This window comes from Burkholderia territorii, from assembly GCF_001718335.1.
Classification (GTDB): domain Bacteria; phylum Pseudomonadota; class Gammaproteobacteria; order Burkholderiales; family Burkholderiaceae; genus Burkholderia; species Burkholderia territorii.
This window is the reverse complement of record NZ_CP013365.1, coordinates 2,171,414-2,192,620: the sequence shown is the minus strand read 5'-3', so window position 1 is coordinate 2,192,620 and position 21,207 is coordinate 2,171,414. Positions and strand designations below refer to the sequence as shown.

Genomic DNA, 21,207 nt, shown 5'->3' with positions numbered 1-21,207 from the left:
TTCCTATCTGCGCTGGCAAATTTTGCCTGACTCAACCGTCGCCGGAGTTTAACCTCGATGCCAGACCGACCGTTTACAACATCGCCGTGCAGCGTGGCCGGATCGATTCCGTCCACCGCGTTTCCGCGTGCGACGCCGCTGTATCTCGCGATATGCCTTGCTATCGTCAACAAGGCACACGCGGAAACGGCGGATACGGTTGTCGCTCAGGCCGCACCGATGACTCTGGCGTTCAATACGAACTTCCTGCACGATCGCGGCCGACCGACTGATCTGTCGTCGGTTCTGACAGCTGATAACAGCGTGCCTCCGGGCACCTATCGAGTCGAAGTGCAGGTCAACGGTGATCTCGTTACGCGCCGCGATATCAATTTCCGTCTCGACGAAACGAAGGGGCGAATCGAGCCGTGCTTGACTGCACAAATGCTTCGGGATTTCGGCGTCAACTTGCACGCGCTGACACCGGTGCCCGAAGTGAACGACACTTCGTGTATCGACGTGCCGAATACGATGGACCAGGCTGCGGTGGACTTCGACGCCGGCCGGTTGCGGCTCGATCTCAGCATTCCGCAGGCATTCCTGTCGCGCACGGCACGTGGTTACGTCGATCCAGCGCTGTGGGATGCCGGCGTCGCGGCCGGGTACGTGAACTACCAGTTCACCGGCAACTATAATCACAGCGCCTTCGCGGGCGACAGCCGCGCCTATTTCCTTGGTCTTCAAAACGGCGTCAACCTCGGCCCATGGCGTTTGCGCAATGAGTCCAGTTTCAGTGGCGGCACGGGCGGCAAGCCGCAATTCAAAAGCAACCGTACGCTGGTCGAACGCGATATCACGTCGCTCAAGTCGCAGCTCGCGATCGGCGAGCAATATTCGGATTCCACGTTGTTCGACAGCGTGCGCTTTCGCGGCGTGCAGCTCGGGTCGGATGACGCAATGCTGCCGGACAGCGAGCGCGGCTATGCACCGGTGATTCGCGGGCAGGCGTTCAGCAACGCGGTGGTGGAAGTGCGTCAGAGTGGTTACGTGCTGTATCGCGCGAACGTTCCGCCTGGTCCGTTCGAACTGACCGACATCTTCCCGTCGGGGTCCAACGGCGACCTGGAAATCACGGTGACGGAGGCGGACGGCAGCAAGCATGTGACGCGCCAGGCCTTCTCGAGCCTGCCGCTGATGCTGCGCAAAGGCCGGATGAAGTACAACTTTTTGGCCGGACAGTATCAGGGCGGCGAGGATGCGTCGCCCATGCTGGCGACGGGCTCGGTAGTGTACGGCCTGACCGACAACAGCACGGTCGCGGGCGGCTTTCAGGTTTCCAAGGATTTCCAGGCGTTCAACCTGGGCGTCGGCACCAATACGCCGATCGGCGCACTGTCGCTCGACGTCACGCAGTCGATCAGCCGCGCGCAGGGCGCACGCAACGCTGGCCAGAGTGTGCGCATCTTGTATGCGAAGACTTTCACGAGCACCAACACCAACTTCACGCTGGCAGCGTATCGATATTCGACCGAGGGTTACCGGACGTTCAGCGACCACGTTAGCGACGTCAACGGAGCAAGCGGCATTCGGGCCGCGCGCAGCCGTTCGCGGGTCGATCTGACGACGAGCCAGGATCTCGGTCCGGAGCGGAAATACGGCAGCGTTTATCTGAACGTCAGCCAGCAGACGTACTGGAACCAGTCCGGTTCGAGCCGAAGTGTCAGCATGGGCTACGGGAACAACTGGAAGCAGTTGAGCTACAACCTGAGCTTCACGCAGTCGCGCGACACCCGATACGGCAACTCGGGCTCGAACACGCAGGTGATGGCCTCGCTGTCGATTCCACTCGGTAAGCAGGTTCGTTCGCCGCGTGCCTATACGAACGTCAGCCGTGACAGCTCCGGCGCCGCCAACGTGCGTGCGGGCGTGAGCGGCAGCTTCAACGAGCGGACGTCGTACGCGGCGCAATCCGGTTATACGAATCAGGGGCAAGGTGCGACGGCCGGTGCGAGCCTGACGCACAACGCAGACATCGGGCAATTGACGGGCAGCTACAACTACGCACGCAGCTATCAGTCGGCCAGCGTCGGCGCGACGGGCGCGCTGGTCGTGCACCGCGGCGGCGTCAATCTGAGCCGGACGCTCGGCGATACCTTTGCGTTGATGAAGGTCGAGGGCGTGAAGGGGGCGGACGTGCGGACCGACGACGGCGTGAGCATTGGCCGGAACGGCTACATGGTGGTGCCCTACGCGCAGCCCTATCGCGTGAATACGCTGCGTCCGGACACGCGGAACCTCGGAGCAGACGTGGAATTGATCGATACGGTTAAACAGGTGGTGCCTCGCCGTGGCGCGGCGGTCGAAGCGGTGTTCAAGGCGAACGGCGGACGGCGCGTGCAGTTCGACGTTGCGCAGGCGGATGGTCAGCCGGTGCCGTTCGGGGCCAGCCTGGAAGATGAGGAAACCGGCAAGCAATTGGGCATTGTCGATCCGGGCGGTAACGCGCTCGTGCTGCTCGATCGGGAGCAGGGAACGCTGGCAGTCAAGTGGAAGGATGGGCAGTGCCAGGCGCCGTATGCGTTACCGAAGGCGGAAGCCGGGCGGTATTACGTGCGACAGAGTGTGCGGTGTCGGTAGTTTTTTAGTTGGGTATTGCAGATCCCGGCGGCAGACATTTCTGCTGCTCAATCAAGAGAAGGACACGCTGGCGGTGAAGTGGGAAGAAGGCCAGTGGCAGGCGATGTCCACGTTGTCCAAGGCCGAGGCTGCGGCGAAATGCCGGTGCAGACGTTGCCGTCCGGCCAGGCCAACTAATTGGAACCGAAATTTCACTCACGGCGCGTCATAGTGATGCGTTCTCCCGAATCACAGACACAGTACCGGTTTGATATCAAGATGAAAAGAATGCTGACATACATGCGTCTTAAGAAGAGACGAGCTATTGTGATCGTCCCGCAGCTTTCTATTCGCATGGCGCACGTGATGTTGGCGTCCCGGCGTATACGCGCTATCGCCTTGGGGACAATGGCTTTCTCGCCTTCCTTGGCCCATGCAGCGTCGCCGTCCTTTGGTACAGCGTTCGCCGGCAACTACGCCGTACCGGCCGTGCCAGCGGCCGGCACAGTGTTGGGACGGGAATATATGTCGTCTCAGACCATCTGTGGTGGTTCGCGCCCGACTTGTACCTTGAGGAGCATGACGCTCTTGACCGCCAATGGCGGCGTGCAAGGCCCGCTCATGCCAACGAGCGTGACCGGTGTTAGCGTGCAGATGCTGATCAATGGCACCCCAATAACCACCACTTCTTCAACTAACATCGCGTTAGACAAACCCGTCGAATTGCAGCTAATTGCCGATGGGAACAAGATCACCGGAGGCAGTCTTAACAGCACCAATGCGTGGAGGTCATATTTTTACATCTCGACTCATGAGTCTAGTACAGTATTTCGGATCGACTTGACAGGGACGATTACACCGATTCAAGGCACATGCTCAGTGCCGAGTCAGAGCGTGACGCTACCGTCCATCACGGCCAGAAAGTTCGACACCGTTGGCTCGACGCACGGCACGCAGCGCTTCCAGCTTCGCGTCAATAGCTGCCCTAAGGGCTACAACCAGGTGGGTTATTCATTACGGCCTGCGGGCGGTGCCGTTGCCGGCGCTCCTGGAGTATTGCCGCTCAGCGCTAACTCGACTGCGAGCGGTTTGAAGATTTTCGTTGCGGACGACAAAGGGGCGCCGGTCAACTTCGGCCAATCAATCAAGGTCGATGCCTACGACAAGACGACCGGCGGCTCATATGCGATTCCGATGGAGGCGTCGTACATACAGACCGATGCTGCGGTGACGACGGGTACGGTGAATGGTGCAATGGCGGTGACACTCGAGTACCGGTAAGCCGTTTGGCTGTGGTTCAAATGGCTTGGAGACGGTTTCAAAGAGGCTGCTGAGTGCGCTGCAAGTTGTTACGGCAGATCGAGCAGCAGCTGAGTTTGAGGAACAAGTTGTGAATGTCGGCGCGGCGCTCGAAATGCATACGGAGGCGACGGAAGTGATTCAGCCAGGCATGCGCGCGTTCGACGACCAGCGATATTTGCCACGGCGACTGCCATGTTCGGCACGGCGCTTGGCGATCACTGGCTCGATACCACGATCGCGCAACGCTCGACGATGCGCGATGGGATCGCAAGGCCGAGCCCGAGTCGGAGCCCCCTGGCCAAGCGGCTCGGTCAAGATCGCGATCACGCCTTTGTCGTTGACCACCATCGCGGCGACGCCCGGATGGATTCCCACTTCGCACATGTGCCCCGATACCATCTCAAAGAGACATGTGACTTTCGCCTTCGTGGTCGATCTGAGCCGTGGCATGTTCGTGGCGGAACCGATGTCAGGAAAATCGCAGGCAGCAGATTTATCACCCGGTCCACAGCGCTTTTAGTATCAGTCTTATAGTAAAAATCGGTGCCCTCAGGATAATGCAAACGCCTTCGTCACTTCCGATAGCAAGGCAGCATTTCTCATCGTGAGGAGATCAAACTTGAAAAAACAACACGCGATGCCAGGTTTCTTCCTGCGTCCCATCGTGCTCGCAACGTCGCTGCTGGCCGCCCAACAGGCGCTTGCAGTCGGCGCAGGTGCCATCCAGTTCGGTAACGGTTCGATCGTCAAAGACGGTGCCGTCACCACCGTCAATCAGAAGACCGAGAAGATGGTGGTCCTCTGGGGTGACATGAACATCGCGGCGCACGAGACGCTGAACTTCGCACAACCGGGCAAAACCGCCGCCGTGCTGAACCGCGTCATCGGAGCCGACCCGACGCAGATTCTCGGCGCGCTGAACGCATCGGGCCGCGTGTTCATCGTGAACCCGAACGGCATCCTGATCGGCAACCAGGCGAAGGTCAACGTCGGCAGCCTGGTCGCTTCGTCGCTGAACGTGTCGGACAGCGATTTCCTCGCCGGACGCCTCAACTTTTCCGGAAACACGCAGGCCAAGGTCGTCAACGAAGGGCGAATCGACGCCAGCGAATCCGTCGCGTTGCTCGGTCAGCACGTCGAGAACCGCGGCACGATTCACAGCCAGCGCGGCAGCGTCGCGCTCGCGGCGGCCGACGGCGTGTCGCTCTCGTTCGTCGGCAACGGGCTGCAGGTGAAGCTCACGCGCGGAAGCCTGCAGGCGCTGGTCGAAAACGGCGGGATGATCGTCAGCGACAATGGCGACGTGATGCTCAGCGCGTGGGCGCGTGATGCTCTCACGCGTGCCGTCGTGAACCAGACCGGCAAGATCGAGGCCGGTGGCATGGGGCAACTGCGCGGGATCCGCATTGCGAGCGAGGGCAACGGCACGGTGACGGCGGGCGGAGACATGCGGCTGACCAGCTCCGACGCGAACGGCCCGGAGCGCTCGATCGAGGTTTCGGCACAAGGCATCCGGATCGCGGATGGCGCGCGCCTCGACACGGCAGGCGGACAGGATTCGATCAAGCTGCATACGCGCCCGCAAGCGGGGGCGGCCGGACACGTGACGTTCGGCGACGCGACCCTCAAGGCAGGCTTCATCGATATCGTTGCCGACAACGTGCTGACGGCCGCGGAAAACGCGGGGCTGCCGACCTTCGCGGCCGACGCGATCATGCTGAGCGCTCAAAATGCCCAAGCCGGCTATGTGCTGAACCGCGCGCCCGACGCCGAGGCCATGTCGACGCTGGCCGGCGGCAAGGGGTCCGTCAGCAGCGGCTTCCTCAAGGCGGCAGGCGAGCAGAATCTGTGGATCTTGTCGCAAGGCACGGTGTCCGCGCTCGGCGCCGTCAATGCGTCCGCCTTGTCGTTGGCGGGCACCGCGGATGTCGACCTGAGCAGTGGCTTCAACGGCAAGCAGCTCACCGTGTGGGGCAATTCGATCAAGCTGGGCGGCACGACGCAAGCGGATAGCGTGTCGCTCGCTGCCAATGACATCACGCTGGACGGCGTCGTTGGCGCGTCACGGCTTGACGTCGACGGGTACGTCCGCGCGCAAACCACCGATCGCGCGGCTTTGAGCGCCAAGGCGGCCAGCCTCTCCGGTGGCCAGATCGACTTCTCTCGCGGCACGCACACGCTGAAGCACGTCGACATCGACGCGAATGGCGCGCGTCTGTCGCTGGCCGGCGACACGGAGATCGGGCGCGCGAAATCGCGCGGCGACCTGACGCTGCGCAGCGCGGGGAAACTCGTCGCGGATACGCTCGACGCCAGCGGCAACGTCGATGTGGTGGCGCGCGGCGATGCATCCTTCGGCAATGTGTCGGGGAACGGCGTCGCGTTGCAGTCGACGGATGGCAAGGCCGCATACGCGCGTCTCGACGCGAAATCCGGTGCATCGATCGACGGAGCGCGCGGTGTCGATGCCGGGCAGACGAATGCGTCGTCCCTGACGCTCGCGAGCGACGGTGATGTGCAAATCGGCAACGACCTGTCTATCCGCGGCCCGGTGGACATCAGCGGCCGAAACGTCACTGCCGCCGTCGTTCGTGACGGCGATACACGAGATCTTTCGGCGCGTGCACGCATCTCCAGCGCCAATGACGTGCGTGTCGCCGCGAAGGGCAACGCTACGCTCGGCAACGTCAGTGGCCAGTCGGTGGCGCTCGCCGCAGGCGAGCAACTCGACGTCGCATCGGTCGTCGCGCAACGCGACGCGACGCTGGATGGCAAGGGCGGCTTGAGCGTGCGCCGCGCGGAGGCGACTCGAGGCGCACTGACGCTCAACAGCGACGGACGCGTCCGCTATTCGGGTCCGCTCGTGGCGAACGGTGCGGTGAGTGTGCGAGGCGGCGAAGTTGTGGCGGCTCGCGATTCCGGGCAACCCGCTCCGGTGATCATCGGCTGGGGCGGCATTTCGGTCCATGGCGTGCACAGTGTCGACCTCGTTGCCGCGCATTCCGGCGGCGACCTTCGTGTCACGAGCGACGGCGACATTCGCTTCACGGGAGGCCTGTGGGCGCAAGGCGGTTCGAGCAGCCTCCACGGCAAGAGCGTCACGGCCGTCGGCAGCGGCCCGAATCGTCTGAGCATTTACGCCACGGGCGACGTCTCGGTCTCGGCGGACACCGCTCCGACCCTCGGCGCGGTTTACAGCCGTGACGGCGTGGTTCGGGTCACGTATCCGGCACCGTCCGCGCAGATCCGCCTGGCGGACGAGGCGTAAGCATCAACGCGATGTCCGCATGACGGGTCGCGCCTGAGGTTCGCAGATTCCGACGCGGCACCGCGCTGGCGCGATCCGTTCTATGCGAGCGCCCGGCTTCCGCCGGGCGCTTCTCTTGTTCCAACACTGCATGCCGTGGCGCGTCGATCCCGTTCGACCTCGATGCACCGCGGCTCTTCCGGTTCCTCATGTCCGCCCCAAGCTTTCGCGCAGTCACGCTCGGCGCGTTGTCGTGCGCCGCCCTCCAGCCATTCGTCGCCCACGCCGGTCCGTTGCCTGCGCAGGCGGGCGACGTGCACGGCGCGCTGCCCTCCACCGGCTCGATCCTGCGCAACCATCCGGTTCCGTCGCTGCAGGACGATCCGCACCGCGCCGATGTGCCGCTTATCGAGCGCCGGCCTCCCGAGGACACGCCGGACACGAACGACGCGATCCGGCTGCACGTCGCACGCATCGTCGTGGACGATGTCCCGGAACGCGTGCGAGAGGCGGTGGACGCCGTGGTCGCGCCCTACCGCGAGCGCACGATGACATTCGCGCAACTGCGCGACGTCGCAATCGACGTCACGCGCGTGTTGCTCGATCACGGTGAATCGCTTTCGTATGCTTACCTGCCCGAGCAGGATATCGTCGATGACGTCGTGCATATCGCCGTCATGCAAGGCAAGCTCGAATCAGCAACACTGAGGCAAAACCGCTCGCTGGTGCGCGATTCGGTCATCGAGCGCTATCTCGGCGCGGGCCTCGATCGCGATGGCGACGTGCGACGGATGCAGGACCAGTTCGGCCGCCTCGGCGACTTGCCGGGCGTCGGGACGATTACGCCGGAGCTGGCGCCCGGCCGACTGTCGGGCGGCACGGCCATGTCGATCGACGTCGAAGCCGGCGAGCGGCTGACCGGTGCAATCGTCGCAGACAATTCCGGTCAGCGCACCACCGGCCGCAACCGGATCGGCGCCCAGCTCGGCATCAACAGCCCGTTGGGGTTGGGCGATCGTCTTCAGGGCATCGCGTTTTTCTCGCCCGACTTCCTGCAGCGTGGTCACGACAGCGACGGCGGCAACACGATAGTCGGGCGCCTCTCCTACGACGCTCCCGTCGGTTCGCGCGGCATGCGGCTGGGCGCGGCGCTCACCCGTGTCGACTATACCGTCGGCGGCGAGCAGTATCGCGACAGCGGCACCGGTGGTCATGCAACGCTGTTCAGCGTGTACGGCACATTCCCGCTGTTGCGAACGTCGCGCCATACGCTTGACGTCGAAACGACAGCCGAATTCAAAAGGCTGTCCGACCGGACGCTCGACGTCGACAATCCGCGCAGCGCACGTGCGCTGACCGTTCAACTGTCTGGTTCGCGATACGGCGCGTGGTCAGGAAAGCAGAACATCGTCTCTTATCGCGTAGGCGTCACCGGCGGCAGCCTGACGAACGAAGATGACTGGAATGGCGCCGGCACGCGTGGCCGCTACGTCAAGACGACCCAGCAATTCGACTTTCATCAGCGACTGTCCGCACGCACGCGCGTGCATCTCTCGCTCAATGCACAACAGATGACCCGCAATCTCGACGGCTCCGAAAAAATGTCGCTCGGCGGTCCGTATGCGGTGCGTGCCTACGACAACGACATGTTCAGCGCCGATTCCGGCTACATCGCGTCGGCCACGGTGCATGCGGGCGTGCCCCTGGTTCCGGGACTTGGCGTCAGCGTGTTTTATGATCACGCGCACGCCACCGTCCAGAAATTCTCCAGGCGCAAGCTCGCGTTGACGCTGGCCGGCGCCGGTGCCGGCATCGAATACGCGATCGGCAAGCGCGCAACCGTCAGCCTCTCTTACGCGATGCGGACGACGGGCGGCCCGGGCAGCCCGCCCAAGGCTATGACATGGATCAGTGGTGTGATTCGCCTCTGATCGTCCGCAGCCCCGTGGTTCGCGTTGCTGGTCATTGGAAAGCCAACACGGATATACCTTTTGGCGGGAACGAAACGTTCTCGATCGGAACGCCAGTGGGCGGCACCGTGGTCTTACCGTTGCAGACGTATTACGTGCGGACGGGCGGGGCGTTGCGCGCCGGCACGGTAGCGGCGGATGCGAATTTCAGCGTGACGTTTCAGTAACGACGCGCATCCACCGGCAGGTCGTTGTCGCGCGCGAACTGCATTGCGAATTCGAATGCGTCGGGGCATACGTCCTGCAACTCGCACGACACGACCAGGCACTTGGCGCCGTCGACGACGACAGGCGTTGCGAGTCGCGTCAGCGCACTCCGGCAGCTTGGCCGCTTTTCGCCGACGAACAACGTGATGACACCCGCGAGCCGTTCGGGCCAGTCGCTTGGCCTGAACGTCTTGTGCGCGTGCGTGATTCCCCTGATGAGGAAGCCGTCGATCCGGCATCCTTCGGTTTTGTTGATGCGATCCATCCCTGTACTATCCTCGTTCGCGTATCAGCCGCGGTTTCACGCTGCGTTCGATCTCGATCCGCGTGCGGCAGCGATGACGACTCTGCCGCACGGCCGGCACGCGCGTGACGCCGATGCCGCACGCGTCATGTCTCGCTTCCGTCAGCCCCCGCATCGCCGCGCGCAGGAATCCGCAGATTGCGCAGCTTGTGATAGAGCGTCTTCTTCGGCATGCCGAGCGCGACGCTTGCGTCCGCAACGTTACCGTTGTGACGCCGCAGCATGTCCTCGATCAGCATCCGCTCGAAATACGCCATCTGCTCGGCAAGCGTGCCGCCCGCCGCCGGTTCGCCGCCCGATGACAGCAGGCTGTCGCCGGTCAGGCCGAGCACGAAGCGATCGGCCACGTTCTGCAGTTCGCGCACGTTGCCGGGCCATGCGTGCGTCATCAGTTCGGACACCTGCGCAGCGGTGACGACCGGTGCCGGCTGCCCGAAGCGCCGCGCGGCCGCGAGCACGAAGTGCTCGAACAGCAGCGGCACGTCCTCGCGCCGCTCGCGCAGCGGCGGCAACTCGATCTGCGCGACGTTGAGCCGATACAGCAAGTCCGCGCGAAAACGCCCGTCGGCGGCCAGTTCGGCAAGATCGGCCTTCGACGCGGCAACGACGCGGCAATCGACCGGAATCAACTCGTTCGCGCCGAGCCGTTCGACCACGCGTTCCTGCAGCACGCGCAGCATCTTCACCTGCAGCGGAATCGGCATCGTTTCGATTTCGTCGAGAAACAGCGTGCCGCCATGTGCCCATTCGATCTTGCCGATGCGCTTCTTGATCGCACCCGTGAACGCGCCGGCCTCGTGACCGAACAACTCGCTCTCGAATACCTGCTCGGGCAGACCGCCGCAATTCAGCGCGACGAAATGCGCGTCGCGCCGGCCGCCGAAGTCGTGCAGGCTGCGCGCGATCAACTCCTTGCCGGTGCCCGTCTCGCCGGTGATCAGCACCGACACCGACGTATCGGCGAGGCGCAGGATCTTCTTGCGCACATCGGCCATCGCCGGCGACTTGCCGAGCACGAGCGCCTCGATGCCCTGCCAGTTGTCGAGTGCGGCACGCAGCCCTTGCACTTCGAGCGTCAGCCGGCGCTTCTCGACCGCGCGCGCGACGCGCCCCGCGATCACGTCCGACGAAAACGGCTTCTCGATGAAGTCGTACGCACCGTCGTGCATCGCGCCGACGGCCGTCGAAATGTCGGCGTGACCGCTGATCAGCACGACGGGAACCTGCGCGTCGACGGCCATCACGCGTTCGAGCAGCTGCAGCCCGTCGATGCCCGGCATCCGTACGTCCGACACGATCACGACGGGTGCGCCGGGCGCGACGTGCGCGAGCGCGTCCGCCGCCGACGCGAACGCGTCGACCGGGAACCCGGCGAGCGCGACGGCCTGCTCGACGCCGATGCGGACGTTTTCATCGTCCTCGACGACCAGCACGCGAATTTCATCTTCCATGCTCTGTCCTTTGTTGCGGCGTCGCCGCCGCGAATTCGATGGTGAACTGCGCGCCGCCCGTGTCGCGGTTCGTCGCGGTAATCTTCGCGCCGAAGGCTTCGACGATGCGCGACGTGATCGCGAGGCCGAGCCCGAGCCCCTGGCCGCGCGGCTTGGTCGTGACGAACGGCTCGAACAGATGCGGCAGCACGTCGGGCGCGATGCCGGCGCCGCTGTCGGCGACGGTGAAACGCACGCGGCCGGCAGTGGGTGCATCGTCCGCATCCTTCGCATCCTTCATTTCCACGACTTCGACGGCCTCGATGACGATGCGCCGCACGGGCGCGTCGTGCACCGCGTCGAGCGCGTTGCCGAGCAGGTTCACGATCACCTGCTGCAACTGGCTCGATTCGGCGGATACCGTCGTGCCCGGCGCGATGTTCACGTCGAGCTGCACGCCTTCGTCGCGGATCCGCGCATCGTAGATGAGCCGCGCATGCGCGACGGCTTCGTTCAGCGACACGGCGACGCGCTCGACGTCGGGCTTGCGCGCGAACGTCTTCAATTCGCCGGTGAGCACGGCCATGCTGTCCACGAGCTTGCCGATCCGTTCGAGGTTCGCATACGCCGGCGCGGGCTGCCCGCGCTCGAAGAACGTACGCGCGTTGTCGCACAGCGTGCGGATCGCGACGAGCGGCTGGTTCAACTCGTGCGTGAGACCGGCCGCCATCTGCCCGAGCACCGCGAGCTTGCCCGCGTGCACGACTTCCTGCTGCGAATCGCGCAGCCGCTGCTCGGTGCGTTCGCGTTCGACGATCTCACGCTGCATCCGCTCGTTCGCGGCCGTCAGTGCGGCCGTGCGCTGCGCGACGGTCAGCTCGAGCTGGTCGTTCGCGCGGCGCAGCGCGTCTTGCGCGTTCAGCCGCGCAAGGATCGCCCGCCGGCGCTGGATCGCATAGCCGACCAGCAGCGCGACGATCAGGAACGCGCCGGTGACGAACGCGAACGCCGTCTGCTGCTGACGCCGCGCGCCGGCGATGTCGAGCAGCACCATCAACGAATCGCCGGCCTGCGGCGCGGGGCGCGACATCACCAGATAGCGCGTGTTGCGGCCGGCGTGGCGAGGATCCGGAAACGTGCCGAACCATGCGGCGGCGCTGCGGTCGCCGATATGGCGGTACGGCAGCACGTCCACCGTGCGCCCCGCGTATTGCCGCGATGCCTGGATGTCGCGCTGCTGCTGTGCGGTGATCGGGCGCAGCGCGGTGAACTTCCACGCGGGCTCGGTCGAGATCACGACCACGCCGTTGCCGTCGACCACCATCGCGGCGACACCCGGCGCGCGCCACGCGGATTCCAGCGAATCGACGCTGATCTTCACGGCGGCCGCGCCGATCGGCACGCCGTCGTCGCGCACCGCGCTCGCGAAGTAGACGCCCGGCACGCCGGTGTTCGTGCCGATGCCGAAGAAGCGGCCGCTGCCGTGTGCCAAAGCGTCCTTGAAGTAAGGGCGGTACGACACGTTGGTGCCGACGAAGCTGATCGTCTCGTTCCAGTTGCTGGCGGCAATCACTTCGCCGTGCAGATCGATGACGTCGACGGCGCCGCTGCCCGCATCGCGGTTCACGGCTTCGAGATACGTGTTGACGGAATGCGCGAGCGCGGGCCGGTCTTGCGGCGCGGCCCGCAGCAGCGCGCGCACGCCGTCCTGGCGGGCGACGAGTCCGGGCAGGATCTCGAAGCGGCCGAGTTCGCTCTTCAGGCTCGACGCGTACAGGTCGAGCCGATGCGCGCCGGTTTCCTCGAGCGCATCGATCGCACGCTCCCACGCGAAATCGACGGCCGCGCCCGCCACGCCGACGTACAGCACGGCGGCCGACGCCCATCCCCACCACGGGATTCCCTTGAAGCTTTTCTGCACGTTCGCCCTCATCGAAGCCCGCTACCGGTCGTCCGCAACCGGTCGTCCGCAACCGGCCGTCCGCAACCGGCCGTCCGCAACCGGCCGTCCGCAACCGGCCCTCCGCAACGACACGCGCCGCGCGCCGGCAAGGCCGGCGGCGGCGCGTGCGAAGCAGCCTGCGCGACGGTGCGCGCAGCGGCGTGTCAACCGAAGTGCGCGACGAGGATCAGCGTCACCGTGACGACGATCGCGCCGCCGATGCGCGTCGCGATCTGCGCGAACGGCATCAGCTGCATCCGGTTCGCGGCGGTCAGGATCGCGACGTCGCCGGTGCCGCCTTGCCCGCTGTGGCAGGCGTTCACGATTGCGGTGTCGATAGGGTACATCTTCAGCAGGCGGCCGACCACGAAACCCGTGCCCATCAGCGTCGCGACGGTCGACACGATCGTGACGACGTTGACGATCGTGAAGGCGGCGGTCAGCTTGTCCCACGGCGTCATCGCGACGCCGATCGCGAACAGCAGCGGATACGTGACGGCGGTCGAGAAGAACTTGTAGACGACGAACGCGCCTTCCTGCAGCGGCGGCGACACTGCGCGCGCGAGTTTCACCAGCACCGCGAGGAACAGCATCGCGACCGGCGCGGGCAGGCCGAACAGCTTGTGCGCCATCAGGCCGACGAGATACAGCGTGATCGCCGTGATGCCGGCGCCCGCGATGTGCGTGACGTCGACGTGGCCGCGGATTTCCTCGCTTTCCGGCGTCATGTCGCCGCTTTCGCCGACCTGAAGGCGGCCGTTGCCGGTCAGGTGCGGCAGGCGCTTGCCGAGCATGTCGAGCGCGCCCGACAGGATGATCGCGGTCAGGCTGCCGAGCATCACCGGCGGCAGGACCATCGCGAACATCTCGCCTTGCGGCAGATGCATCAGTTCCGAATAGCCGATTGACAGCGGAATCGCACCTTCACCGACGCCGCCCGCCATGATCGGCACGACGATGTAAAGGAGCGTGTGGCGCGCGCCGAGGCCGAGCGCGGTGCCGACCGCCGTGCCGACGATCGCGGCGGCGACCGAACCGGCGGCGAGCGGAATGAAAATCTTCACGAAGCCCTGGATCAGCACGCGCCGGTCCATGCTCAGGATGCTGCCGACGATGATCGATGCGATGAACAGGTACAGGAAGTTCGTCGACTTCGTGAACTCGACGGTGAGGTTCAGCACCGGCTTCGGCAGCACGTGATAGTAGGTGAGCGCCGACGGCACGAAGGTCGCGAAGATCGCGGCCGCGCCGATGTTGCGCAACAGCGGCAGGCGCTTGCCGAGCTCGGCGCAGGTGAAGCCGAAGAACGCGAGCACGGCGATCGCCATCGAGATTTCGCCGGGCACCTTGCCCGTCACCGCGAAGCCGACAATCAGCGCGAACAGGATCACGTAGACCGGCAGCGGGATGATGCCGATGCGGATTTCCATCAGCTTCCACCAGCCTTCGGGCCAGAAGCGCTCGCGCGTGGCGGGACCGGCTTCGGCAATCGGCTCGGGACGGGTTTGGGTAGGAATTGAGGTCTGCAAGACGTGTCTCCGGATGTTGGAATGCCTGCATGGCTTCGCGGCATCGTGTGCCGTCTGTTACGCAACCCCCGTGCCAGAATTCCGGCCTGCCGGAATATTTTCAATGCATTGATTCATAAGGGATTTGTTTCGTCTGCGGAAAGGGTGGCCGCCACAGGTTGGCCGAGATTTCGGAATTCGCCGGCCAGCCAGGCCGAGATTTCGGCCAACTGGCCGGCCGGGCCGCCGCCCCGGCGGATCGCGCGCCATATCGCTGCGCGCGATTTTCTTCGCACAATCGCTTCGTAGACCGCTTTCCTGCCGCTCTCTATCATCGGCTGATCCTTTTCCGATGCGACGACGACCGTCCGGAGAACGCCCGCGCGTTCGCCGCGGCGTCGCTCATCCGTCGATACCGTCTTTGGACAGGAGAGTGGTTCCCATGCTGCATGCCGTTTTTTCCGCCCGCTTTTCCTCCGGCCGCGTGGCCCGCCTGCTCGCCGCCGCGTTGCTCGGCGTCGTGATGCTGAACGGCGCACGCGCCGACACCGCGCCGCTGAAGGTCGGCATTTCGACGAGCCCGCAGATCGATGCGCTGAAGATCGCCGCGAAGGAGGCGAAGGCGCAGGGCCTCGACGTGCGTATCGTCGAGTTCACCGACTGGAATACGCCGAACGCGGCGCTGGCGAACAAGGACATCGACGTCAACTACTTCCAGCACATTCCGTTTCTCGAGAACGCGAAGAAGCAGGGCGGCTACGACTTCGTATCGATCGCGCCCGGCACGATCATGAAGATCGGCCTCTATTCGAAAAAGGTGAAGCGCTTCGACGAGTTGAAAGACGGCGCGCGCGTCGCGATCGCGAACGATCCCGTGAACGGCGGGCGCGGGCTGTTGCTGCTGCAGCGCGCGGGGCTCATCACGCTGAAGCCGGGCGCCGACTATCGTGCGACGACGCACGACATCGTGTCCAATCCGAAGCACCTGAAGATCATCCCGCTCGAGGCATCGCAGCTCGCCCGCTCGCTCGACGACGTCGATCTCGCGCAGGGCTACCCGAGCTTCATCAAGCTCGCCGGCACGACGGACCCGAACAGCGCACTGCTGTTCGACGGCACCGAGAACAAGAACTTCGCGATCCAGTGGGTCGTGCGGCCGGAGAGCGTGAACGACGCGCGCATCCGCAAGTTCATCGCGATCTACCAGCACTCGCCGGCGGTGCGCCGGGCGCTCGATAACGCGTTCGGCTCGCTGTACGCGATCGCGTGGTGACGGAGGCGACATGACGACGAACCGCAAGAAGATCCTGCTCAACGCGTTCAACATGAACTGCGTCGGGCACATCAACCACGGGCTGTGGACGCATCCGCGCGACCGTTCCGCGCACTACACCGATCTCGACTACTGGGCCGATCTCGCGAGGACGCTCGAACGCGGCAAGTTCGACGGAATCTTTCTCGCGGACATCGTCGGCGTATACGACGTGTTCGGCGGCGGCCCGGATGCCGCGCTGCGCGAATCGGTGCAGGTGCCCGTCAACGATCCGCTGCTGCTCGTGCCCGCGATGGCGCAGGTCACGCAACATCTCGGCTTCGGCGTGACCGCGAACCTGACCTACGAGCCGCCTTACCTGTTCGCGCGCCGCATGTCGACGCTCGACCACCTGACGAAGGGGCGCATCGGCTGGAACATCGTGACCGGCTATCTGGACAGCGCCGCGCGCGGGATGGGCCTCGCGAAACAGATCGGCCACGACGACCGCTACGAACGCGCGGACGACTACATGGACGTCGTCTACAAGCTGTGGGAACAGAGCTGGGACGACGACGCGGTGATCCGCGACGCGCAGGCCCGCGTGTTCGCGCAGCCGGGCAAGGTGCGCCGCGTGAAGCACGACGGCCCGTTCTACTCGGTGGACGCGATCCACCTGAGCGAGCCGTCGCCGCAGCGCACGCCGGTGCTGTACCAGGCCGGTTCGTCCGCGCGCGGCGTCGAGTTCGCGGGGCGGCATGCGGAGTGCGTGTTCGTGAACGGCCAGAGCAAGGCCGCCGCGCGCGCGGCCGCGCTCGACATTCGCGCGGCCGCTGCACGGCAGGGGCGCGATCCCGCATCGATCAGGATTTTTGCGGGCGTGAGCGTCGTGACCGCCGAGACCGAACTTCTCGCGCGCGAAAAATTCGACGAATACCGGCGCTACGCGAGCCCGGAAGCGGGCCTCGCGCATTTCGCGAGCTCGACCGGCATCGACTTCGCGAAGTACGGCCTCGACGAACCGATTTCATACGTGAAGACCGATTCGATCCAGTCGGCCGTCGACGCGATTTCGAAGAAGAGCACGAGCGGCACCTGGACCGTGCGCCGGATGCTCGAACAGATGTCGCTCGGTGGGCGCTATGCGCCGATCGTCGGCTCGCCGTCGCAGGTCGCGGACGAACTGCAGTCGTGGATCGACGAGACGGGCATCGACGGCTTCAACCTCACGCGCACCGTGATGCCCGAGTCGTTCGAGGATTTCGTCGACTGGGTCGTGCCGGAACTGCAGAACCGCGGCATCTACAAGGAAGACTACGATCCGGCGCCGACGCTGCGGGAGAAACTGTTCGGCGCGGGCGCGCGGCTGCCGGCCTGGCACACGGGCGCGCAGCATCGGCCGGCCGCCGCGCCGGTGACGGAGCCCGCGCATCCCGCGCATGCATGAACGTGACGGAGCGAAACGATGACGCAATTGTTCGATACGCTGGGATTCATCGAGGCCTCGGCCGTGCGGGCCGGCGCAGGCGCGCACGCACATGCGACGCATGATGAAGCGCGTGCAGGCACCGACGGCGCCGCCGTGTCGTTCGCGCACGTCGGCAAGGTTTTCCCGACGCCGCGCGGCCAGGCCGTCGCGCTGCGCGACGTGACGCTCGAGGTCCGGCGCGGCGAGGTATTCGGCATCATCGGCCGCAGCGGTGCGGGCAAGTCGACCCTGCTGCGGCTCGTCAACGGGCTCGAGCGGCCGAGTTCGGGCAGCGTGCGCGTGCACGACATCGACGTCGGTGCACTCGACGAGGACGGACTCGTCGCATTGCGCCGCCGTACCGGGATGGTGTTCCAGCATTTCAACCTGCTGTCGGCGAAGACGGTGTTCGAGAACGTCGCGCTGCCGCTGAAGATCGCGGGCGTGCCGAAAGCCGAGCGCGCGCGCAAGGTCGATGCGTTGCTCGAACTTGTCGGGCTCGCGGCGAAGCGCGACGCGTATCCGGCGAGCCTGTCGGGCGGCCAGAAGCAGCGCGTGGGCATCGCGCGGGCGCTGGTGCACGATCCGGAGGTGTTGTTGTGCGACGAGGCGACATCGGCGCTCGATCCCGAGACGACGCAATCGATCCTCGCGCTGCTCGCCGACATCAATCGCCGCCTCGGGCTCACCATCGTGCTGATCACGCACGAGATGGAAGTGATCCGGGCGGTGTGCGACACGGTTGCGGTGATCGAGCAGGGCGAGGTCGTCGAAACGGGCCCGGTGTGGCGCGTGTTCGGCGATCCGCGTCACGGCGCGACGCGCGCACTGCTCAGCACGCTCGTGCATGACTTGCCGGCCGAACTGGCCGCGCGCGTGCACCCGTTGCCCGAGCTGGCCGCGCTGCCGGCCGGCGCGCAGGTCGTGCTCGACGTCCGTTATACGGGCGAGAGCGGCGGCGAGCCCGATGTCGGCGCGCTCGCGGCTGCGCTCGGCGGTTCGGTGCGCTTCCTGCACGGCGGGATCGAGCGGATCCAGGGGCATGCGCAGGGGCGTCTCGTGATCGCGGCAGCGCCGCGCGCGGATGACGCCGGCCAATCGCCGACACGCGGCGGCGCGGTCGCGGCACTGCTCGAACGCGCACGCCGCCACGCGAACCACGCGGAGGTGCTCGGCTATGTTTGAACTCTGGTGGCCCGAATTGCTCGACGCGATCCGCGACACGCTGTCGATGGTCGCCGCGTCGGCCGCGATTGCCGCGCTGATCGGCATCCCGCTCGCGGTGATCCTCGTGACGACCGCGCCCGGCGGCATCTACGCGCGGCGCGGCGTGAACGCGGTGCTCGGCGCGCTCGTCAACGTGTTTCGCTCGACGCCGTTCATCATCCTGCTCGTCGCGCTGCTGCCGTTCACGCGTGTGTTGATCGGAACGACCATCGGCGTGTGGGCGGCCGTCGTGCCGCTGTCGATCGCCGCGATTCCGTTCTTCGCGCGCATTGCGGAGGTGAGCTTGCGCGAAGTCGATCGCGGGTTGATCGAGGCCGCGCTCGCGATGGGCGCGAAACGCCGTCACATCGTATGGCACGTGCTGCTGCCCGAGGCGCTGCCGGGCATGCTCGGCGGCTTCACGATTACCGTCGTCGCACTGATCGGCTCGACCGCGATGGCGGGTGCCGTCGGCGCGGGCGGGCTCGGCGATCTCGCGATCCGCTACGGCTACCAGCGCTTCGACACCACGGTCATGGCGACCGTGATCGTGATCCTGATCGCACTCGTTTCGGCCGTGCAAATCACGGGCGACCGCCTGGTCCGACGCGTGACCCGGCGTACCTGAGCGGCGCCACGAGCGCCGGCTCCTTTCATTGAAGACCCTGAGAGAACGATACCCATGACCCTACCTACCGGCGCCCCGCGCGAATGGAACGGACAATTCGAAGAAGCGCTGTTTCTGGACGTCGCGCGACGCCATCGTCCAGGCTTCCCGGACAAGCTGGCGACACCGCCGCGCGAGCCGCGTGGTGAACACGAACTGGCCGCGGTCGCCGACTACTACACGAAGATGGCGTCGCACGACCTGTTCATCGTGCAGGTTGTCGCGAAGGCGATCGACACGCTGTTCCGCGACGATCCGCATTTCCAGCTGATCCTGTCGCGCCAGCTCGGCGACGACGGCGCGCACGCCGTGATCGGTCGCGAGCGCGTGACCGAACTGACGGGCCGCGATCCGCTGCCCGAAGTCGAGCGGCTCGTTGCCGCGCACTGGGAACGCATCGGCGATATCGCGGTGCGCGACGTCGCGGGCTTTCTCGCATTCGAATGGCATTACGAGCTGCACATCCTCGCGAAGCTGTGGATCCAGCGCAAGACCGGCCGCATCGCCGACGGCGCGATGCGCGAGCATGGCGAGAACCGGATTCGACCGGACGAGGAATGGCATCGCGTGCAGATCGTCCAGTGGTGGTTCGACACGTTGAATGCGCTGCCGGCCGCCGAGCGCGACGCACTGATCGACCGCGTGATCGCGGCCGACGAGGAAACGCAGGCACGGCTCGACGGCTATCTGCACGACGAGTACGCGCATACCGCGCACGTGTTCGACGCGGATATCGCCGAATACCGCGCGATCTACGACGACTGGCGGCGCGAGATCCTGTCGCGGCTGACCGGTCGGCGGCTCGATGCGCTGGTGCCGCTGTCGCACGAAGTCGTTGCGCGCGAAACCGTTTCGGAGGGCGCCGTCGCATGAACGACCCGCGCAGGCCGGCGACGCTTGCGCCGGATCCCGGCGCGGGCGCGATCGACACCGACGCGCTGGCGCGCGCGATCGACGCACTGCGGGCGACGGCCGCCGAGCGCGACCGCGCGGGCGGCCACGCGGCGGACGAAAAGCGGTGGCTCGCCGATGCGGGACTGCTGACGCTCGCGGTGCCACGCGAGTTCGGTGGACAGGAAGCCGCGTGGCCGACGATCTACGACACGATCCGGCGCATCGCGCGCGTCGACAGCGCGCTTGCGCATCTGGTCGGGTTCCAGGCGCTGCAGGTGGTGAGCGTCGATGTATGGGGCAGCGCAGCGCAGCGCGAACGCTATCTGCGCGGCACGGTCGAGCATCGCTGGTGGTGGGGCAATGCGGTCAACCCGCTCGACACGCGGCTCGTGGCAACCGCAACGGCGGACGGCGGCTATCGCCTCGACGGCGTGAAGGGCTTCTGCTCGGGCACGCGCGGCTCGCAGCGGATGACCGTGTCCGCGCACGATCCGGAAACCGGTCGTGCCGTGTTCGGCGTCGTGCCGACCGATCGCGACGGGATCGCGGTCGACACGGACTGGGACCCGATCGGCCAGCGGCAGACCGATAGCGGCAGCGTGCGCTTCCACGGCGCCGTGCTCGCGCCCGATGAAGTGCTGCACCGTTCCGAAACGCCGCCAACGCCGCGCGCGACGCTGCGCACGCTGGTCTCGCAACTCGTGCTGACGAACCTGTTCGTCGGGCTCGCGGAAGGCGCGCTGGCCGAGGCGCGTGACTACGTGCTGGCGCACGGCCGGCCGTGGATCAACTCGGGCGTTGCGCAAGCGAGCGACGATCCCTATACGCTGCAGCGCTTCGGCGACATGCGTGTGCAGGCGGTGGCGGCAGCGTCGCTCGCCGATCGCGCGGCAGCCGCGTTGCAGCGCGCATGGGCGCGTCGCGACGCGCTGACCGCCGACGAACGCGCCGAAGCGGCGCTCGCGGTGTCGGAGGCGAAAGTCGTCGCGCAGCGCGCGGCGCTCGACAACGGCGAGGCGCTGTTCGACGCGTGCGGCGCGCGCGCGACGGCCGCATCGCTCGGCCTCGACCGCTTCTGGCGCAACGCGCGCACGCATACGCTGCACGATCCGCTCGACTACCGGCTGCGCGACGTCGGCCGGTTCGCGTTGACGGGGGAGCTGCCGCAGGCGTCGCTGTATACGTAGCGTCGGCAAACCGTCCGCCGACGCTACG

General features: G+C 65.8%; 15 protein-coding genes and 1 pseudogene. 10 read left to right on the top strand and 6 right to left on the bottom strand.

The annotated features are described in order from the left end of the window. Window positions 1–57 precede the first annotated feature (57 nt). Both WS51_RS09630 and WS51_RS32695 read left to right on the top strand, forming a co-directional pair. Window positions 58–2,616, top strand: a complete 2,559-nt coding sequence (locus tag WS51_RS09630) for a fimbria/pilus outer membrane usher protein (RefSeq protein WP_069229014.1) — start codon at window positions 58–60, stop codon at window positions 2,614–2,616. A 258-nt stretch (window positions 2,617–2,874) separates the two neighbouring features. Then, window positions 2,875–3,876, top strand: coding sequence for a fimbrial protein (locus WS51_RS32695; protein WP_208606671.1), 1,002 nt, complete (start codon window positions 2,875–2,877; stop codon window positions 3,874–3,876). A gap of 37 nt (window positions 3,877–3,913) precedes the next feature. On the opposite strand, the pseudogene WS51_RS30815 reads toward WS51_RS32695, so the two are convergent. Then, window positions 3,914–4,158 (bottom strand): annotated as a pseudogene (locus tag WS51_RS30815) (transposase); the annotation flags it as partial. Between the two features lie 376 nt (window positions 4,159–4,534). Between WS51_RS30815 and WS51_RS09620 the strand changes: the two are divergent. Together WS51_RS09620 and WS51_RS09615 are read left to right on the top strand one after the other, a co-directional pair. After that, window positions 4,535–7,165, top strand: a complete 2,631-nt coding sequence (locus WS51_RS09620) for a two-partner secretion domain-containing protein (RefSeq protein ID WP_069229013.1) — start codon at window positions 4,535–4,537, stop codon at window positions 7,163–7,165. 188 nt (window positions 7,166–7,353) lie between these two features. Next, window positions 7,354–9,075, top strand: a complete 1,722-nt coding sequence (locus WS51_RS09615) for a ShlB/FhaC/HecB family hemolysin secretion/activation protein (RefSeq protein WP_081333538.1) — start codon at window positions 7,354–7,356, stop codon at window positions 9,073–9,075. 199 nt (window positions 9,076–9,274) lie between these two features. Here WS51_RS09615 and WS51_RS09610 read toward each other — a convergent pair whose 3' ends face one another. The 5 genes from WS51_RS09610 to WS51_RS32035 form a co-directional block, all read right to left on the bottom strand. Continuing rightward, window positions 9,275–9,586 (bottom strand): DUF3579 domain-containing protein, encoded by a 312-nt coding sequence (locus WS51_RS09610; RefSeq protein WP_069229011.1) that lies wholly within the window; start codon window positions 9,584–9,586, stop codon window positions 9,275–9,277. Window positions 9,587–9,711: 125 nt separating this feature from the next. Continuing rightward, a complete protein-coding gene (locus tag WS51_RS09605) occupies window positions 9,712–11,076 on the bottom strand; it encodes a sigma-54-dependent transcriptional regulator (protein ID WP_069229010.1) in 1,365 nt (454 codons plus the stop codon). After that, window positions 11,066–12,988, bottom strand: coding sequence for a sensor histidine kinase (locus tag WS51_RS09600; protein ID WP_059543320.1), 1,923 nt, complete (start codon window positions 12,986–12,988; stop codon window positions 11,066–11,068). Before WS51_RS09600 ends, WS51_RS09605 begins: the two co-directional genes overlap by 11 nt. 173 nt (window positions 12,989–13,161) lie before the next feature. Next, a complete protein-coding gene (locus WS51_RS09595) occupies window positions 13,162–14,526 on the bottom strand; it encodes a 2-hydroxycarboxylate transporter family protein (RefSeq protein ID WP_059449049.1) in 1,365 nt (454 codons plus the stop codon). Window positions 14,527–14,639: 113 nt separating this feature from the next. After that, window positions 14,640–14,840, bottom strand: coding sequence for a hypothetical protein (locus WS51_RS32035; RefSeq protein ID WP_155633828.1), 201 nt, complete (start codon window positions 14,838–14,840; stop codon window positions 14,640–14,642). A 107-nt stretch (window positions 14,841–14,947) separates the two neighbouring features. Between WS51_RS32035 and WS51_RS09590 the strand changes: the two genes are divergently transcribed. Genes WS51_RS09590 through WS51_RS09565 form a run of 6 tightly spaced genes read left to right on the top strand, consistent with a single transcriptional unit; the run spans window position 14,948 to window position 21,179 of the window. Continuing rightward, window positions 14,948–15,778, top strand: coding sequence for a MetQ/NlpA family ABC transporter substrate-binding protein (locus tag WS51_RS09590; RefSeq protein WP_059449050.1), 831 nt, complete (start codon window positions 14,948–14,950; stop codon window positions 15,776–15,778). 10 nt (window positions 15,779–15,788) lie between these two features. Next, on the top strand, window positions 15,789–17,204 hold the full coding sequence (locus WS51_RS09585; RefSeq protein WP_059501625.1) for an LLM class flavin-dependent oxidoreductase: 1,416 nt from the start codon (window positions 15,789–15,791) through the stop codon (window positions 17,202–17,204). 18 nt (window positions 17,205–17,222) lie between these two features. Further along, on the top strand, window positions 17,223–18,410 hold the full coding sequence (locus WS51_RS09580) for a methionine ABC transporter ATP-binding protein (RefSeq protein WP_059501627.1): 1,188 nt from the start codon (window positions 17,223–17,225) through the stop codon (window positions 18,408–18,410). After that, window positions 18,403–19,059, top strand: a complete 657-nt coding sequence (locus WS51_RS09575; protein WP_027781522.1) for a methionine ABC transporter permease — start codon at window positions 18,403–18,405, stop codon at window positions 19,057–19,059. The genes WS51_RS09580 and WS51_RS09575 overlap by 8 nt, the downstream gene beginning before the upstream one ends. A 54-nt stretch (window positions 19,060–19,113) precedes the next feature. Beyond that, window positions 19,114–19,971 carry a hypothetical protein gene (locus WS51_RS09570; protein ID WP_059501629.1) on the top strand — a complete coding sequence of 286 codons (858 nt, stop codon included), beginning with the start codon at window positions 19,114–19,116 and terminating at the stop codon, window positions 19,969–19,971. Continuing rightward, window positions 19,968–21,179, top strand: a complete 1,212-nt coding sequence (locus WS51_RS09565; protein WP_069229009.1) for an acyl-CoA dehydrogenase family protein — start codon at window positions 19,968–19,970, stop codon at window positions 21,177–21,179. The genes WS51_RS09570 and WS51_RS09565 overlap by 4 nt, the downstream gene beginning before the upstream one ends. Window positions 21,180–21,207 lie beyond the last annotated feature (28 nt).

What these genes read in the sequence shown, in the direction of transcription:
- WS51_RS09630 (WP_069229014.1), top strand. Translation starts at nt 58, where the DNA reads ATGCCAGACCGACCGTTTACAACATCGCCGTGCAGCGTGGCCGGATCG.
- WS51_RS32695 (WP_208606671.1), top strand. Translation starts at nt 2,875, where the DNA reads ATGAAAAGAATGCTGACATACATGCGTCTTAAGAAGAGACGAGCTATT.
- WS51_RS09620 (WP_069229013.1), top strand. Translation starts at nt 4,535, where the DNA reads ATGCCAGGTTTCTTCCTGCGTCCCATCGTGCTCGCAACGTCGCTGCTG.
- WS51_RS09615 (WP_081333538.1), top strand. Translation starts at nt 7,354, where the DNA reads ATGTCCGCCCCAAGCTTTCGCGCAGTCACGCTCGGCGCGTTGTCGTGC.
- WS51_RS09610 (WP_069229011.1), bottom strand. Translation starts at nt 9,586, where the DNA reads ATGGATCGCATCAACAAAACCGAAGGATGCCGGATCGACGGCTTCCTC.
- WS51_RS09605 (WP_069229010.1), bottom strand. Translation starts at nt 11,076, where the DNA reads ATGGAAGATGAAATTCGCGTGCTGGTCGTCGAGGACGATGAAAACGTC.
- WS51_RS09600 (WP_059543320.1), bottom strand. Translation starts at nt 12,988, where the DNA reads ATGAGGGCGAACGTGCAGAAAAGCTTCAAGGGAATCCCGTGGTGGGGA.
- WS51_RS32035 (WP_155633828.1), bottom strand. Translation starts at nt 14,840, where the DNA reads ATGATAGAGAGCGGCAGGAAAGCGGTCTACGAAGCGATTGTGCGAAGA.
- WS51_RS09590 (WP_059449050.1), top strand. Translation starts at nt 14,948, where the DNA reads ATGCTGCATGCCGTTTTTTCCGCCCGCTTTTCCTCCGGCCGCGTGGCC.
- WS51_RS09585 (WP_059501625.1), top strand. Translation starts at nt 15,789, where the DNA reads ATGACGACGAACCGCAAGAAGATCCTGCTCAACGCGTTCAACATGAAC.
- WS51_RS09580 (WP_059501627.1), top strand. Translation starts at nt 17,223, where the DNA reads ATGACGCAATTGTTCGATACGCTGGGATTCATCGAGGCCTCGGCCGTG.
- WS51_RS09575 (WP_027781522.1), top strand. Translation starts at nt 18,403, where the DNA reads ATGTTTGAACTCTGGTGGCCCGAATTGCTCGACGCGATCCGCGACACG.
- WS51_RS09570 (WP_059501629.1), top strand. Translation starts at nt 19,114, where the DNA reads ATGACCCTACCTACCGGCGCCCCGCGCGAATGGAACGGACAATTCGAA.
- WS51_RS09565 (WP_069229009.1), top strand. Translation starts at nt 19,968, where the DNA reads ATGAACGACCCGCGCAGGCCGGCGACGCTTGCGCCGGATCCCGGCGCG.